Source organism: Vibrio sp. Vb2131 (assembly GCF_033338535.1).
Classification (GTDB): domain Bacteria; phylum Pseudomonadota; class Gammaproteobacteria; order Enterobacterales; family Vibrionaceae; genus Vibrio; species Vibrio alginolyticus.
In genome coordinates, this window is sequence record NZ_JAWOSW010000002.1 from 90,008 (window position 1) to 106,509 (window position 16,502).

Annotated in this window: 15 protein-coding genes; 2 read left to right on the forward strand and 13 right to left on the reverse strand. The window is 43.6% G+C overall.

What is annotated here, in order from left to right; translation table 11 throughout:
* Positions 1-5 precede the first annotated feature (5 nt).
* The 6 genes from pheT to R7E38_RS02590 form a co-directional block, all read right to left on the reverse strand.
* Positions 6-2,411: a phenylalanine--tRNA ligase subunit beta gene (pheT, locus tag R7E38_RS02565; protein WP_226082926.1), complete on the reverse strand. Its 2,406-nt coding sequence runs from the start codon at positions 2,409-2,411 to the stop codon at positions 6-8.
* An 18-nt stretch (positions 2,412-2,429) separates the two neighbouring features.
* The gene (gene pheS, locus R7E38_RS02570; protein ID WP_065645301.1) at positions 2,430-3,413 is read right to left on the reverse strand and encodes a phenylalanine--tRNA ligase subunit alpha; all 984 of its coding nucleotides are present in this window, start codon (positions 3,411-3,413) and stop codon (positions 2,430-2,432) included.
* A gap of 191 nt (positions 3,414-3,604) precedes the next feature.
* Entirely contained in the window at positions 3,605-4,780 is a 1,176-nt protein-coding gene (locus R7E38_RS02575) for a hypothetical protein (RefSeq protein WP_213889992.1), read from the reverse strand.
* Positions 4,781-4,790: 10 nt separating this feature from the next.
* A complete protein-coding gene (locus tag R7E38_RS02580; protein WP_213915729.1) occupies positions 4,791-5,582 on the reverse strand; it encodes an outer membrane lipoprotein-sorting protein in 792 nt (263 codons plus the stop codon).
* A gap of 19 nt (positions 5,583-5,601) precedes the next feature.
* The gene (locus R7E38_RS02585) at positions 5,602-7,980 is read right to left on the reverse strand and encodes an efflux RND transporter permease subunit (RefSeq protein ID WP_226082924.1); all 2,379 of its coding nucleotides are present in this window, start codon (positions 7,978-7,980) and stop codon (positions 5,602-5,604) included.
* Positions 7,981-8,229: 249 nt separating this feature from the next.
* A complete protein-coding gene (locus R7E38_RS02590) occupies positions 8,230-9,018 on the reverse strand; it encodes a TetR/AcrR family transcriptional regulator (RefSeq protein ID WP_005377913.1) in 789 nt (262 codons plus the stop codon).
* 270 nt (positions 9,019-9,288) lie between these two features.
* Between R7E38_RS02590 and R7E38_RS02595 the strand changes: the two genes are divergently transcribed.
* Positions 9,289-9,474: a hypothetical protein gene (locus R7E38_RS02595; protein WP_017821820.1), complete on the forward strand. Its 186-nt coding sequence runs from the start codon at positions 9,289-9,291 to the stop codon at positions 9,472-9,474.
* Here R7E38_RS02595 and R7E38_RS02600 read toward each other — a convergent pair.
* From R7E38_RS02600 to thrS, 6 genes are all read right to left on the reverse strand, one after another.
* Positions 9,467-10,276 (reverse strand): helix-turn-helix domain-containing protein, encoded by an 810-nt coding sequence (locus tag R7E38_RS02600; RefSeq protein ID WP_005377917.1) that lies wholly within the window; start codon positions 10,274-10,276, stop codon positions 9,467-9,469. The two genes, R7E38_RS02595 and R7E38_RS02600, sit on opposite strands and share 8 nt — an antisense overlap.
* Positions 10,277-10,642: 366 nt before the next feature.
* Positions 10,643-10,960 (reverse strand): heavy metal-binding domain-containing protein, encoded by a 318-nt coding sequence (locus R7E38_RS02605; RefSeq protein ID WP_005377919.1) that lies wholly within the window; start codon positions 10,958-10,960, stop codon positions 10,643-10,645.
* A gap of 189 nt (positions 10,961-11,149) precedes the next feature.
* A complete protein-coding gene (gene rplT, locus R7E38_RS02610) occupies positions 11,150-11,503 on the reverse strand; it encodes a 50S ribosomal protein L20 (RefSeq protein ID WP_004727974.1) in 354 nt (117 codons plus the stop codon).
* A gap of 40 nt (positions 11,504-11,543) precedes the next feature.
* Positions 11,544-11,738, reverse strand: a complete 195-nt coding sequence (gene rpmI, locus R7E38_RS02615; RefSeq protein WP_005377932.1) for a 50S ribosomal protein L35 — start codon at positions 11,736-11,738, stop codon at positions 11,544-11,546.
* A gap of 120 nt (positions 11,739-11,858) precedes the next feature.
* Positions 11,859-12,410 (reverse strand): translation initiation factor IF-3, encoded by a 552-nt coding sequence (gene infC, locus R7E38_RS02620; protein WP_080276913.1) that lies wholly within the window; start codon positions 12,408-12,410, stop codon positions 11,859-11,861.
* 3 nt (positions 12,411-12,413) lie between these two features.
* Positions 12,414-14,342 (reverse strand): threonine--tRNA ligase, encoded by a 1,929-nt coding sequence (thrS, locus tag R7E38_RS02625; protein ID WP_005395892.1) that lies wholly within the window; start codon positions 14,340-14,342, stop codon positions 12,414-12,416.
* A 402-nt stretch (positions 14,343-14,744) separates the two neighbouring features.
* On the opposite strand from thrS, the gene R7E38_RS02630 reads away from it, so the two are divergent.
* A complete protein-coding gene (locus R7E38_RS02630) occupies positions 14,745-15,722 on the forward strand; it encodes a DUF3187 family protein (RefSeq protein WP_005377942.1) in 978 nt (325 codons plus the stop codon).
* Between the two features lie 6 nt (positions 15,723-15,728).
* Here the strand turns inward: R7E38_RS02630 and R7E38_RS02635 are convergent, their stop codons facing one another.
* Positions 15,729-16,472, reverse strand: coding sequence for a sporulation protein (locus R7E38_RS02635; protein ID WP_213896030.1), 744 nt, complete (start codon positions 16,470-16,472; stop codon positions 15,729-15,731).
* Positions 16,473-16,502: the final 30 nt, after the last annotated feature.

Genomic DNA, 16,502 nt, shown 5'->3' on the forward strand with positions numbered 1-16,502 from the left:
CGAGATTAGTCACGCAGAGACGCACCAAACTTCTCAGAAACGTGAGCAACGATAGCGTCAACCGCACCAGCGATATCTGCATCTTCAAGCGTACGCTCAAGTGACTGTAGAGTCAGAGCGATTGCTAGGCTCTTCTTACCATCTTCAACGCCTTTACCTACGTAAACGTCGAACAGTTTCGCATCTTTAAGGAACTCGCCACCTTGCTCTAGACAAGCGTTAACAATGTCACCAGATGCAACAGCTTCATCCACTACTACCGCGATATCACGACGGTTTGAAGGGAATTTAGAAAGTGCTACCGCTTCTGGGATCACTTTGCTGTTAATTGCAGACCATTCGATTTCGAATACGATAGTACGACCATTTAGACCGAACTTACGCTCAAGCTCAGGGTGAACGGTACCGATCACGCCCACTTCTTTGCCATCTACGGTGATTGCCGCAGATTGACCTGGGTGAAGTGCTGGGTTAGCTTTTTTGCTTTCAGGTGACAGTGCAGCGAAAGAGTACGCTTTTTCGTTCGCAGATAGCTCTAGAATCGCTTCTAGATCGCCCTTAAGGTCGAAGAAATCAACCGTGTTAGTTTCGATATCCCAATGTTCTTCACCGCGAGTACCAGCGATAACACCCGCTAGCATAGGCTCTTGGCGCATGCCGTTTTCTGCAGATTCACATGGGATGAAACGTAGGCCGTATTCGAATAGACGAACGCGTGGCTGTTGACGCTTCTGGTTGTGAACAACCGTGTTCAGCAGACCTTGGATAAGACCAAGACGCATTGCTGACATGTCTGCAGAAATTGGGTTTGGAAGTACTAGAGGCTCAACACCAGGTACAACTAGCTTTTGCTGCTCAGGCTCAACGAAGCTGTATGTGATTGCTTCGTGGTAACCACGGTCAACAAGAAGATCACGAACGCGTTTCAGTGGAAGATCCGCTTCAACGTGGTTGTGCATCTTAAGTGCTGCTGCTGGGTGTTGGTTAGGAATGTTGTCATAACCGTAGATACGGCCAACTTCTTCAATTAGGTCTTGCTCGATAGCGATATCGAAACGCCATGTTGGCGCTACTGCCATCCAACCTTCTTCTGAAGCTTCAACCGTCAAACCTAGACGCTCTAGGATTTCTACTACGTCGCTATCTGCAATGTGGTGACCTAGCAGGTTGTCTAGCTTAGTACGACGTAGAGCAACTTTGTTTGGCTTAGGTAAGTCTGCTTCAGACTCTACTGCAACAACAGGTGCTACTTCACCGCCACAAATTTCAACAAGAAGCTGTGTTGCACGCTCCATTGCGCTCACTTGTAGTGCGTAATCCACACCACGCTCAAAACGCATTGAAGAGTCAGTGTGCAGACCGTAGCTGCGTGCGCGACCACGGATGTGGTCAGGCGCAAAGAATGCACACTCTAGTAGAACGTCTTTAGTCTCAGTTGTTACACCAGACTCTTCACCACCAAAGATACCTGCGATTGCAAGTGCTTTGTTGTGGTCAGCAACTACTAGTGTATCTGCGTTTAGTTCTGCTTCGTTGCCGTCAAGAAGCGTTAGCTTCTCACCTTGCTCAGCCATACGAACTACGATGCCACCTTCGATCTTCGCTAGATCGAATGCGTGCATTGGTTGGCCTTGCTCTAGAAGAACGTAGTTAGTGATGTCTACTACAGGGTCGATAGAGCGAATACCACAACGACGCAGTTTCTCTTGCATCCATAGTGGCGTTTCAGCTTGAACGTTTACGTTCTTAATAACACGACCTAGGTAACGAGGACACGCAGCTGGCGCTTTCACTTCGATAGACACTTTATCGTCGATTGAAGGGGCAACTGCTTCTACTGATGGCTCAGTCACGTCAGCACGGTTTAGTACGCCAACTTCACGAGCTAGACCACGAATGCTGAAACAGTCAGCGCGGTTTGCTGTTAAGTCTACGTCTACTGTTACGTCGTCTAGACCTAGGAATTCACGGAAATCAGTACCGACTACTGCGTCTTCTGCTAGTTCCATGATACCGTCTGACTCAACGTCGATACCTAGTTCAGTGAATGAACAAAGCATGCCGTGAGATGGCTGGCCACGTAGTTTCGCTTTTTTGATTTTGAAATCACCTGGAAGAACAGCACCAACTGTTGCTACTGCTACTTTCAGACCTTGGCGACAGTTAGGTGCGCCACAAACAATGTCTAGAAGCTCTTCTTCACCCACGTCAACTTTAGTTACGCGCAGTTTGTCTGCATCTGGGTGTTGACCACATTCAACAACGTGACCGACTTTAACGCCAGTAAAAGACCCTGCAACAGGTAGAACGTCGTCTACCTCTAGACCGGCCATTGTAATTTGGTGAGTTAGCTCGTCAGTAGTAACCGCAGGGTTTACCCACTCACGAAGCCATGATTCGCTGAATTTCATGTTGATGAACCCTCTGGATTACTTGAACTGTTTTAGGAAACGAAGATCGTTCTCGAAGAACGCACGTAGGTCGTTCACGCCGTAACGAAGCATTGTTAGACGCTCAACACCCATACCGAATGCGAAACCAGAGTATTTTTCAGGATCGATACCTACGCTACGTAGCACGTTCGGGTGAACCATACCGCAGCCTAGCACTTCTAACCATTTACCGTTTTTGCCTTTCACGTCTACTTCAGCTGAAGGCTCAGTGAATGGGAAGTAAGATGGACGGAAACGTACTTCTACTTCTTCTTCGAAGAAGTTACATAGGAAATCGTGCAGGATGCCTTTCAGCTGAGCAAAGTTTACGTTCTCATCAACCAGCATGCCTTCCACTTGGTGGAACATTGGCGTGTGCGTTTGGTCGTAGTCGTTACGGTATACACGGCCTGGTGCGATGAAACGGAATGGTGGTTTACCATTTTCCATCGTACGGATCTGTACGCCTGACGTGTGAGTACGAAGCATCAAATCTGGGTTGAAGAAGAAAGTATCGTGGTCAGTACGCGCTGGGTGATCAGCTGCGATGTTTAGTGCATCAAAGTTGTGGAATGCATCTTCGATTTCTGGACCAGACTCTGTGTTAAAGCCAAGTTCGCCAAAGAACTTCTCAATACGCTCTACAGTACGAGTAACTGGGTGTAGACCACCGTTCTCGATACGACGACCTGGTAGTGTTACGTCGATTGTTTCTGCTGCTAGCTTCGCTTCTAGCTCTGCACGTTGTAGTGCATCTTTACGAGCTGCGATAGCTTGCTGAACGACGCCTTTCGCTTTGTTGATCTCTTGACCAGCTTCACGGCGTTCTTCTGGTGGTAGTTTGCCTAGGCTTTGAAGTTGAGCAGTTAGCTCACCTTTTTTACCCAGATACTGAACACGCACTTCATCAAGTGCGACTAGCGATTCGGCAGCTTCAATTGCAGTGCTCGCGCTAGCAATGATCTCTTCTAGATGTTGCATCGTTTCCTCATCTACCTGTTGGTAGTGTCCATAAGGGAGTGATTGGTTTTTTGATAGCTGTACATAGTAGCCAAACCGGGCACCAATGCCAAATTGAATTACGAAAAGAAGAGGTTATTGAATAAAAAGAGCACAAAAACGTCAAAAATGTCATCTTTAGTTGATCTGCCGTTTAGTTGTGCCCTTTTTTTTTAGAAATAGTATTGAATAGATAGCTCGATAAAATCGTCATCTCTAGCGAAGTAGAGCAAATCATTTGGTGTTTCATTTTTAAACAACCAAGCATCAATTTGCCACTTAACGTGATTCGATATTCGGCTCGATGCTTCTAACTTAGCATTGTAAACATCAGCGTTATCTAAATCCTTCGTAATTCCCGTCAATACTTCCGTTCCGTCCTCATCATTGAGCGCCCAACGAATACCTGCAAACACATCATTTTGACCGATAGTTTGTGCGTTGTTCCCACGACTGTCATAGAGGTACTCACCAATAACTCCCACATCCCAAACCGTGTCAAATGCACCGACGAAGGTATACTCAAAACCCGTCACAAGACCGACATGATTATCAGCGCTATCTCGATAAACACTTTCTAGTTTCCATAACCAATCGCCAACAATTCCTTGCACATCCAGACCGACATGACTCATCAGAGCGTAGTAAGGCTTTAATTCTCCGTACTCTAAACGAAAGTAAGGATCCCGGTTTGTTCCATATAAATAGCTTAGGCCTACGTCCCAATCGCCAAGCATTTTCGAATATCGAAAAGCCACATCTACGTGCTTCTCTTCTGTGCTTGATTCATAGATAGCATCATCAGAGACAACGGGTTCGGTTCGCAAGCGGCCATCTGTACCCGCAAACGTTCGTTCCCTAAAGTAAGGTAACAACATTGCGTGGACGGTGCCCCAGTCTTTGAAAGAGGTAAAATGTAACATCGGCTGACCGAGTTTATCTTCACCATCGACGGCTTCAATGGCATCTGTTTGGTTTACTACATCAACTAAATGGGCTGATTCAGTCACTCCCCAAAAGACCTTACTAATCCCAACTCGAAGCTCATAATCATCCCAATAAGTCAGATAAAGTGCCTCTCGTATGTCGCCATGACTTCGTTCATCGTCTAGACCATCCAGACGATAGAAAGGTGTGAAAGTAAAGTTTGCATCACCATTTTGCATCTCCCAGTAAAATTCTGGCTGCAAAACCAATGACGTTTGCGCTTTGCTCTGACCCTGAGAGCCCGTTTTAAAAAACTGACGATGCTCAATATTGACTTGTCCTGCGAGCTCGACGGCAGTCAGAGGCATCGAGTAAAAAAAGGCTGCTGCACTAAGCAACAACCCAACATTTAATCGCTTCATTTTTCCTCCACTACCTCACTCGCTTCAACACATTCTTATGAAAGTCATTGTCTTGTAATCCAGTGTTAAAACGCATTTCGCTAGTCGTTAGCTCAGTACTTTTTCCTGTTTGATGGTTTGTCATCGCCATAGTGTGCGCTCGCCAATATTGGTTGAGATATTGCTTGTAATCGGAAAAAGAAAGCGTTTTTAACAAAGAGCCTTTGCGGTCGTAAAACTCAACTTTAAGTGGACGATAATGCGCTTTATCTAACCACACCGTTTGCTTGGTATAACCTGAGTTCTTATCGGTCGGAATTTGCTCTACGACGAAAACATCTTGCCCGTTTATGCTGTCATCTTTTAGGTAGTTGAAACGGTATTTTTCAATCTCAAAGGAACTGAGATCCTCATACGCGAATTCACTGCCCATAAAAGGACCTGATTTGTTACGCGAGGAAATACGTTTCACACGTTTCAGTGCAGGAAGGTAAAGCCATTGGTCATCGGCATCCACCGTATGAGAATGGTTGAGAAACGCCGTGCCTTTTACATCTCTCGGTTCATCAAATATCGTGAGCCCTTTGTCACCATCGCCATCAACTTCGAGTGATTGTAAGCGCATTAAACGTGTGCTGCTTTCTCCTTGCGCGTTTCGCAGAATCATTTGCATCGTAGCAACAGAATCCCCCCACCCTTCATCACGGGCTTTGCGCTCTTGAGCAATTTCTAGTCCTTTGGCTTTATCCGCCAACACCGCATGACTCATAATAAGCGAGACAGAAAGTACTGATACTTTTACGGCATTTTTTACTAAATTCATGTTCAATCCTTTTATTTCGTTATGACTGAGTAACAGTCTTGGTTTGAGAGTCAATTGATTTAAGCTTATTTCGGCGCTCCACCTCGTCGTAAACGCCTTTGTCAAACAACATCAGTAGAGTCGGTAGGAAGATGAAATCCACAACAAGGGCAATAAAGATGACAATGGCACTCAGCTGTCCCATATCGGCATTTAAACGGAAGCTCGACATCGCCAGAACAGAGAAACCAGCAACAAGCACGACCGTCGTAATCCAGAGTGCGCGCCCCACGGTACGAAAGGCGTAGCGAACCGCTTGCTCCGCACTGTGGCCATCTTTACGAGCGTGTTGATATTTAGAAAGAAAGTGAACGGCGTCATCGACAACAACACCAAGCGTTAATGTCACAACGACAGACAATCCCAAGTTAATCTCGCCAGAAACCAGCGCCCAAATACCAAAACCAATAAGCGCAGGAGCAATGTTCGGGACAAGACTAATTAAGCCAAGCTTGAACGAACGCAAGGCAAAGATCAGTAATGCAGAGATTAAGACAAGAGTAATGGGCAAGGTTGACAGCATGCTGGCCATATTCGTTTCACCAATATGCGCAAACATCAGTGAAGGACTAGACGCAACAACATCATATTGAGGCGCGTTTTCGTTAAACCATTGGTAAATGCGATTTTCCAAATCAACAAGCTCGACGCTGCCCAAGTTCTCCACGGTGAGAACCATCTTGATCGACGACTTATCTACATTGATTTGGTTGTTCAAATCTAAACCATACGGTAGTGACATTTCATAAAGCAGCAGATATTGAGCCGCTAATTCTCTGTCTTGAGGGAGCGAGTAATAAGCCTGATCATCTCCATGCATGTTCTTGTTTAGGCGCTTATAAACATCGCTCAAGGTCGCAACATGGTCCGTTTCTGGCTGCAACCTTAGCCAGTCAGTAAATTTACCCACGGAATTGAGAAAATTAGGATCGGCAATGCCCTGCGATTCGTTGGTTTTTATCGCGATACTGATGTTCGCCATGCCACTGATTCGCTCTTCCATAAAATCAGCCGCTCGGCGAAATTCATTGCTATGGCCAAAGTACTCGACGGATTCATCATTGACTTTGTTCAGCGGAATCAAGCTCGCACTCGCGACAATAACAAGCACCGACAACGGCAATAACGCATGTCGCTTTGACACCACGAAATCTCCTAAATGATCCATAAAGTGCTTTCTTTCATCAGAAGTATCCAACTTCACCGTAATCGGAAGGATATTAAGCAAGGCGGGAAGTAACGTGATGGAAAGGAAACAAGCAACCATGACGCCAAGGGCTGATAGGTTGCCGAAATCTCTCAGGATTGGAGAATCCGACATATTCATCATTAAAAAGCCGATCGCGGTGGTAATGGAGGTAATCAAGATAGGCATGAAATTGAGCGCAATACTTCGCTCAATAGAGTGGGCTTTACTAAAGCCGTTTTGCATAGACTGACGCATTGTCGCGATGATGTGTACACAGTCTGCGACGGCAAGCGTCATCACCAAGGTAGGCACATTAACGGTCGCCGTGCTTAAGAACATACCAGCCCATCCTGACAAGCCCATTGTCACCATAACCGAGCCGATAATAACGATGAGCGTCGCGATGACGCTAAGCAATGAGCGCAACATGATGGTCAGAAACACCAATATCACTAGTAACATAGTTGGCACTAATGTTGCGCTATCATCTTGGGCTGCGGTCATAAACGCGTAGTTCATTGCAATAATACCAGCCTTGTGGAATTCCGTGTCTGGGTACACTTGCTGATAACGCTCAATCATTCCGTTTATGTAAGCAACCACCTCTTGTACTTCAGCAGTTTTATCTATTTCACGGAGTTGGACCGTAATGTTTACGACCGTGACACCTCCTTTTTCAGAAATCAGTGAACTTTTCAAAACCGGCTCACTCAACGCAATACTTTTGACTTTCTCTATTCGTTGAGGTGTCAATTCATATTCGCTATACAGTAAATCTTCGACAAGAAGATCATCTTCAAACGCTTCGGTATGCTGGTAGTTGGCGAGGGAATCAACGCGGGTGGAGTATGGAACTTGCCACGCCTCGTCAGTGATCTGCTGAATAAGAGATAATGTGCTAGGAGTAAAAACAGTGCCGCTCTTTGGCGCTATAACCAAAGCAAGACTGTCAGATTTTGCAAAGGTGGTTTGAATTTCATCAAACGCAAGTAACTGCTCATTTGTTCCATCAAAGAAGATGTCGTAATCTCCTCTAAAGTAAAGATTTTTTCCTCCAATAGTTGCTATGACAATCAATAAAACGGTAGCAAGCATCACCAATACACTGTAATTCGTTGGTAGCTTACCCCACCCTGAACGGGCGTATTGTTGAACGTTGTGATGTGGCATCACACTCTCCTTTTGTGACGTTTCGTCAAATTTAAAAACTAAAAAAACAGCAAATGCTGTAAATAACCAGACAAACTCGACATGCAAACTTTAGATCGAATGAATTTGGCTACATAAGTCAGTTTTTAGTAACTTCCTATGCTTCTCGTGATCATTGGCTGAACGCCAACCCTTGAGATTTAATGACGATTCGTCACAATAGTGCGATAAAAAAGCCAACCATAACGTCAGATTGGCCTTTCCAGTTTATTAGCGATTCACTGACTCTAAATAAGCAAGCTCTTCACTAAATAACTCCTGCTCCACACGACGCCAGGTTTTACGGTAGTCCCATTCTGTAGATAAAGGCGACCAACCTAAACCATCAAGTAACATATTCGCGTTGTGCAGTACTGAGAATGGGTCTTGAATTCGCTGAATACATCGACTGTTCGATGCATTTTGCGCCAAAGCGTTTGAACCGAATGCAATAGACCAGTTGGCGAATACAATAGCATCAGAACCAATTGCGGGAGAAAACTTAAGATCACCACATTCTACCGCATTGTTCACCAGCGCATCAGCACCATCTATTACTTGTTCTTCCAAGTTATTCAGTTCATTCACACGTTTAGGCGAAGCCTTCTCTAGAACCCAAGGCGTCTTTGCAACAATCGCACAAGTTGATAGTACTGGCTCCATACGAGCGTAAATACGATAACCTACATGCATCGCAATGATTTTTTCTCTGGTATTGCCATTAAATTTGGCGGTACGTTCGAAAAATATTGCTTCGCTTTTCAGCGAATGAATACAAAGCGCAAGAATCACATCTTCTTTGCTGCAAAAATGATTGTAGATCGTCCCTTTAGAATAAGGGCTTGACGCTGTAAGCTTGTCCATCGTTAAGTTGGCAAAGCCTTGCTCTTGAACTAAAGACTTAGCCAATTGAATAAGCTCTATCTCACGATCAGCAATCGCCTGTTGCTTTTTTGTTAGCCCTGAAGACACACGACATCCGTCTTGCTTGCTATATTTTTTACAGCGAAAGTTAAACATAATCCTTTGATCCGTATACCAACACACTCCCAATAATTGTAACACGATTCTTTAATACAGGAACGCAACTAAAGTTGACGAACCGTCACAAATGACACTTCGTCATAATAGATCAAAAAACAAACATTTCAAGTATGAATTTATAATTAGAAGATAAATAGCTACCAATTATGCATACCCAAGTAGCTACAGGATGCTTGGTTCAACGAGAATGGTTTCTTTGTAGAGGAAGCGAGAGAGGCTTTGGGAGGAACAACGAAGGAAATCAGCATGTTAAAAATGACGAAAGTAGATACTGAACAGGTATTATTCGAAATAAGCCCAAAACACTTTAAGTCTGAATTAAGAGCAAACACCGCTGAATGCCCTACTTACAAAGTATTTGCTGTCTTAGGCTTTTTCTTTTGCAACGCCCTTTCAGAAACTCTCTTCAAAAAAGGCTCAAAATCTATATAGATAGGCTTGGCTTATCACCTGCAGATGCGATGGCATAACGAATATCATCAATAAATCGCCCCTCTGTCTCAATAATGCCGTCAGAGAATGTGACTGGCTGATGTGGCCCAGCAAGTAGAACAATATTAGTAAAATCAGAGACATTAAAGTTCTCTGCTACAACATTTTTGGAATGAAAATCGATGACGGTCTTTGCGACTTGATCTTCCAGTAACAAAAGCTGTTCTTCGGTAATTTTCATACGCGCCAAAGCAACGCGAACACACTTATCGTGGGTAGTCGTCTGCTCTTTTATGATTTCGGTATATTTGTCGTTGAGCTTGGAGTTCTCTGCATAGCTATAATATAAAGGTCCGTGCAGCGTTATATTTTTATCTTCATCAACGTAAACGAGATCCAACAACTCTAATGCTTTTAAGTAATCGGACATGCTCTGCTCAGACAAGTCATACTTTTTCTTTAAAATAGAATAGCCGTCTTTACCTCGTAACATTCTCAATTCACGATAAAAGTCGTAAAGGTGAGGGAATTGAAAGAATACTTCATCCTGTGTGCGACTAAAGTAATCCTCGTCTTCACCTTGCAATTGATTTGCGAGCTTTTGTAGTTCATCTAACGTGCAATCAACCGCTCTACAATATTCCAGCAACTTATCTAAAGCGAGATTCGTGCTTGTAAGATGTCTCTTAAAGGTAGATAGTGGCATACCCATTTTCTCAGATAGCTCTCGATATGTTAGCCCTTTTGTTTTAATCGCTTGGCGTAATGCGGCTAGCAAGTATTCGGGAGTCAGATCTCTCATCTACAATTCCTTTTGGCAATGTTACAGCTGTATAGTATTTGTAACAATTTAGAACCGCTTGGCAAGGTATAAGTTCATATTTTTATAAGAAAAACATGAATTAATATACCGAAAAGAGAATTCACACAACAAATGAAAAATTCAATATGAATTCAATTTCATTATAGATATAAAATAATATGCAAAATAAAAGTGAAGCAATTACTCTAAATCATCATGATTAATTTTAATAGTAACGTAAAGTTGAGAATATAAACCTATTCTCTCTACAAAAATCTAGAATAATTAACCTAAAAGGAACAGAACGGTAAATGCATAATAATTCACCGCTCTCTATTAGCATTTTTGCAATGCTATTCAAGTAGACTAGTCCGCTAGTTTCACTGCAGTACCAAATGCCAAAATTTCCGAAGAACCATCTACGATTGAGCTTGTGGTAAATCGAATCCCTACTATTGCATCGGCACCTTTAGATTCAGCGTCCGCCACCATGCGCTGTATAGCAATATCACGCGCGTCGGTCATCATTTCCGTGTAACCACGAATTTCGCCGCCAACAATGCTCTTGATACCCGCCATGAGGTCACGGCCAATATGCTTTGATTGAACAACATTACCAGTTACAACCCCTCTGATTTCAGAGATCTGCTTGCCAGGAATGCTTTCGGTCGTTGTGTAGATCATTTTTAATCCCTTATAAACGTAAAAATTTATACCCAAGCTACCTTATAACTAACATAAGATGCTAACCAATAAATTGAGAAGACTGATAAACAATACTCTAAATAGCCAAGCTAAAAGTCATTTGGGTATAAATTTTAGCAATAAAAAAGGAGAGCTAATGCTCTCCTTCTCTTAATCCTAAACTGCTAATTAAAGAGCAGCTTTCGCTTTTTCAACTAGAACTGCAAATGCAGCTTTGTCGAATACTGCGATGTCCGCAAGGATCTTACGGTCGATCTCGATAGATGCTTTCTTCAGACCGTTGATGAAACGGCTGTAAGATAGACCATTTTGACGAGATGCCGCATTGATACGTGCAATCCATAGTTGACGGAATTGACGTTTCTTAGCGCGACGGTCACGGTAAGCGTATTGACCAGCTTTAGTAACTGCTTGGAAAGCTACGCGGTAAACACGTGAACGCGCACCGTAGTAACCTTTAGCTTGTTTTAGAACTTTCTTATGACGTGCACGAGCTTGTACACCACGTTTTACGCGAGGCATTATGCTTCTCCTAAACTAAACGATTGATAACTAAAAAGAATTAAGCGTATGGCAACATACGGATTACTGCAGCCACTTCACATTTTGGAAGGATTGCATTCGGACGTAGTTGACGCTTGTTCTTAGTAGTACGCTTAGTCAGGATGTGACGTTTTGTAGCGTGCTTGTACTTAATACCACCAGCAGTTTTCTTAAAACGCTTAGCAGCACCTTTGTTGGTTTTCATCTTAGGCATGATGAATAACTCCGCATTGAGTAGGTTTAATAAACAACGTAATTAGGGCGAACAAAACCCAGCCATATGCCTTTATATAAAGGAAAGCGGCTAGGTTTTAATTACTTGATGAGCCGTTAATTACTTCTTTTTAGGGGCTAGCACCATGATCATCTGGCGACCTTCAATCTTCTTAGGGAAAGATTCAACTACAGCAATTTCTGCAGTATCTTCCTTAAGACGATTTAGAACGTCAACACCGATGTCTTGGTGTGCCATCTCTCGGCCACGGAAGCGAATTGTTACTTTCACTTTGTTGCCTTCTTCAAGGAAACGCGTCAGGTTGCGTAGTTTTACCTGATAGTCTCCAATATCAGTTCCAGGACGGAATTTTACTTCCTTGATCTGGACCTGCTTTTGCTTCTTCTTCTGCTCTTTAGCAGTTTTGCTCTTCTCGAAGAGGAACTTACCATAGTCCATCACACGACAAACAGGTGGCTCGGCGTTAGGACTGATCTCAACGAGATCCATACCAGCTTCTTCAGCAGCTGCAATGGCTTCTTGAATCGATACAACACCAACTGATTCACCGTCAGCGCCTGTTAGTCGAACTTCACGAATACCACGAATTTCACCGTTGATACGGTGCGGGTTTTGTTTTACCGGCTGTTGGCCACGTCTTCCGCCTTTAATAGCTTATTCCTCCAGATTGAGCTTACGGCTAGAGATCTCGTCTTGGATGTATGCAATAAAATCATCCACTTTAAATTTACCAAGATCTTTACCTTTACGAGTACGCACTGCAATTTCGCCAGCTTCCATTTCTTGGTCACCAACAACAAGCATATACGGTACACGCTTCAAAGTATGTTCGCGGATTTTAAAGCCAATCTTCTCATTTCTCAAGTCCGCTTTAGCTCTAATTCCACTTTTTTGTAGTTTTTGTACTATTTCTTGAACATAACCTGACTGTTTATCAGTAATGTTCATAAGAACTGCTTGTTCTGGCGCCAACCAAGTTGGGAAGAAACCAGCATATTCTTCGATAAGGATACCAATGAAGCGCTCTAGTGAACCTAGAATCGCACGGTGAATCATTACCGGTACAAGACGTTCATTGTTTTCACCTACATAAGTTGCACCTAAGCGACCTGGTAGGTTGAAGTCTAGCTGGACAGTACCACACTGCCACGCACGGTCTAGACAATCGTATAGTGTGAATTCAATCTTAGGACCGTAGAACGCACCCTCGCCTTCTTGAATTTCGTATGGGATATCCATCGATTCAAGAGACTGCTTCAATGCTTCTTCAGATTGATCCCAGATTTCATCTGAACCTACACGTTTCTCTGGACGAGTAGACAGTTTCACTACGATGTTGTCGAAACCAAATGTTTGGTACGTATCGTACACCATCTTGATACAGTTTGTTACTTCTTCTTGAATTTGGCTCTCAGTACAGAAAATGTGAGCGTCATCCTGAGTAAAGCCACGTACACGCATAATACCGTGTAGTGCACCAGATGGTTCGTTACGGTGACATGAGCCAAACTCAGCCATACGTAGCGGTAGGTCACGGTACGATTTTAGACCTTGGTTGAAGATCTGTACGTGACCTGGACAGTTCATTGGCTTAATCGCGTATTCGCGGTTCTCAGAAGAAGTTGTGAACATTGCATCAGCGTATTTGTCCCAATGCCCAGAGCGTTCCCAAAGAACACGGTCCATCATAAGTGGACCTTTCACTTCTTGGTAACCGTACTCATCTAGCTTAGCGCGGATGAATACTTCTAGATCACGGAAGATAGACCAACCATTGTGATGCCAGAACACCATACCCGGTGCTTCTTGCTGCATGTGGAATAGGTCTAGTTGCTTACCAATCTTACGGTGATCACGCTTCGCCGCTTCTTCTAGGCGAGTTAGGTGCGCTTTCAGTGCTTTCTTGTCGTGGAAAGCCGTACCGTAGATACGTTGAAGCATTTTGTTGTCGCTGTTACCACGCCAGTAAGCACCTGCAACATTCAGCAAAGTGAAGTGTTGACAGAAGCTCATATTAGGAACGTGAGGACCACGACACATGTCGATGTATTCTTCATGGTGGTAAAGGCCTGGACGATCATCGCGAGATACGTTTTCGTCTAGGATTTCAACTTTGTATGGTTCGCCACGTGATTCAAACGTATCACGCGCTTCCTGCCAGCTTACTTTTTTCTTAACCACTTCGTACTTGGTTTTCGCTAGCTCTTTCATACGCTTTTCAATCTTTTCAAGATCTTCTTGCGTTAGAGATTCGTCTAGGTCGATATCGTAGTAGAAGCCATTGTCGATGGTTGGACCGATCGCCATTTTAGCTTGAGGATAAAGCTGCTTAAGAGCGTGACCAAGAAGGTGAGCACAAGAGTGACGAACGATTTCTAGACCGTCTACTTCATCTTTAACTGTGATGATTTCAAGGCTTGCGTCTTCTTCAATTAGATCACACGCATCAACGCGGTTACCGTTTACACGACCAGCGATAGTTGCTTTTGCAAGACCAGGACCGATCGATTGCGCAACTTCCATAGTAGAAACTGGGTTGTCAAATTGACGCTGACTGCCGTCAGGAAGAGTAATAATAGGCATGCTATGTCCTTTACAGTGGTGTTGCACACCAAGCAACACATGTTATTCAAATTAGAAGCTATTTGTTGAAAATAGTTGAGAGTCAATAAAGGCCTCTCGGTAACACGAATACCGGACCGTTATCGAAAATGGGATTGTACCTAGCTCACATTTAGAATGCAAAGCGCGATTTTGTTTTGTCATAAGAACTTAACCGCAGACCCGTCACGACAATCTGATCATGCTTTTTAAGAGACCGCATAACTTGTAAACGGAATTGCCCCCCAATGAACTTACACAACAAATTACAATATCGCCTATTACGTTTGAACCGATACAAAGCTTAACACGCTTGGCGAGAGCTCAACGTGCGATTTAGGTATATAGTTGTTTTATAGAGTAGTTTGTATGTAGGTATTCATCATGGTCTATTTCAAATCGCGCTTTATGGTACTTCTAAGCACCTCGATATGTTCTTTGCAAGCCTTCGCATCAAATGACTTATATGGCCCGCTGCGTTCTTACGCACAATCCCCAATGCAAGTGGTTAGTCACACCAACATACTGCGTTCAGGGCATAGTCTGCCCTCTGGTTTTGTCGAAGCCTATGGTTCGGGAACCGTGGCAAGTGTTTGGGCTCATACTGATGAATACGCACTGGATTATTACCACAATCAAATCGAATTAGGCAGCAAATGGCAAGTCAGCAACCGTTGGCAGTGGGAGCTCAACTATCGATGGGTCTTTGCCGCTGACAACCATTTAGATGGACTGACGAAAAGCTTCCATAAACTTTTCGGTATCGGACAAAATGGGCGGGATAAAGTAGACAGAGATCGTTTTTACATTTCAATGCCGCAATATGATGTGCTTGAAGATGATTTCGAAGGACAAACACTGGCCAATAACCTATCTACTTACTTACAGTATCAAGTGTTCCAAAATGAACATCACGGCCTATCGATTGGCGGCAGTTTGTATTTTAACGATGTGGCTCACGGCACTTTTCAAGGTAGCAGTTTCGAGCAAGGCTTCCAATTAAACTACAGCTACTTAAGTGATGCTCATGCATTTTATTCGATGATTGGCATGACTTTTCGCTCGGATGACCGTGCCTTGCTCGATCTGCCCTATCGACATAATACGATTGCCATTGCGGGTGGGTACCGTTATGCCTTAGAAGATAACCATCACCTGATGTTGGAATATCATTGGTATCAAGGCTCAACAGAAGGGCCCACAGAGTTTGCTGATGCCTCTAATGAACTGGTATTGGGCTATCGATATCTAATGGAAAATTCAGCGCTTGAGTTTTTAGCCGTAGAGAACGCAAGAAACATGGATAACAGTACCGATATCGCTTTCACAATAGGATATCGGTACATATTTTCATCAAGTTGATGAGAGCTATAGATTTAGCGTTGGTGTAACTGCGGCAGCGACTTGAGCATCGGTTGCATTGATCGGCAACGTAAACGAGCGATATTGGTCACCAGCCAAGCTGAGCGAACGGTCAATCTCTGCCAAACAATGCATGACCTGCCCTTCCAGAATAAAAGAGAGCTCAATTTCTTTTGATGAGATAAAGCCGCTGTTACGGAACTCTAGCTCTTGATAAATACCAGAGCGAGAGGCAAACGAGCCACCGCGCAAAAAGCCTTTTTCAACATCGGCTTTAACCATAGTGAAGCCAGCTTGCTCGATCGCTTGAATAACCCGAGATGCTACTGGTAGTGGTTTCACTTCAATATAGTCACGGTCACGCGGGTCAATCGCAAAATCAATATCTAACGTCGTCTCGACCCAAACATGACATTGATTCTTAAGTGCGCTAACCGCAGTAATTGGCGTTTCATCATGCAGTTTTAGCTCAAACGGAACCTGCTTTTCTTCATTAGGTTGAATCACAAAAGGGTCAACTGCTTTCAATTGATCAATAGTGAAGGTTTGGTAACTTACGCTATCATCCACTTCGACTTTCATTTCCGTGTTCAATTTAATCGTAATAGCATCAATTTGTTGTTCGACGTCTCCGCCTTTGATATGAACATGCCCTTTCAGCGTCGCTCCTTGAAACACGCTCATTTCGTCCAAAGTGGTATCTACTTTTGCAGAGCCGATCCCCAGTGATGCTTTCAATTTTTTAAACATACTTTTCCTTTTTTAGCGATTTTTCTTCTA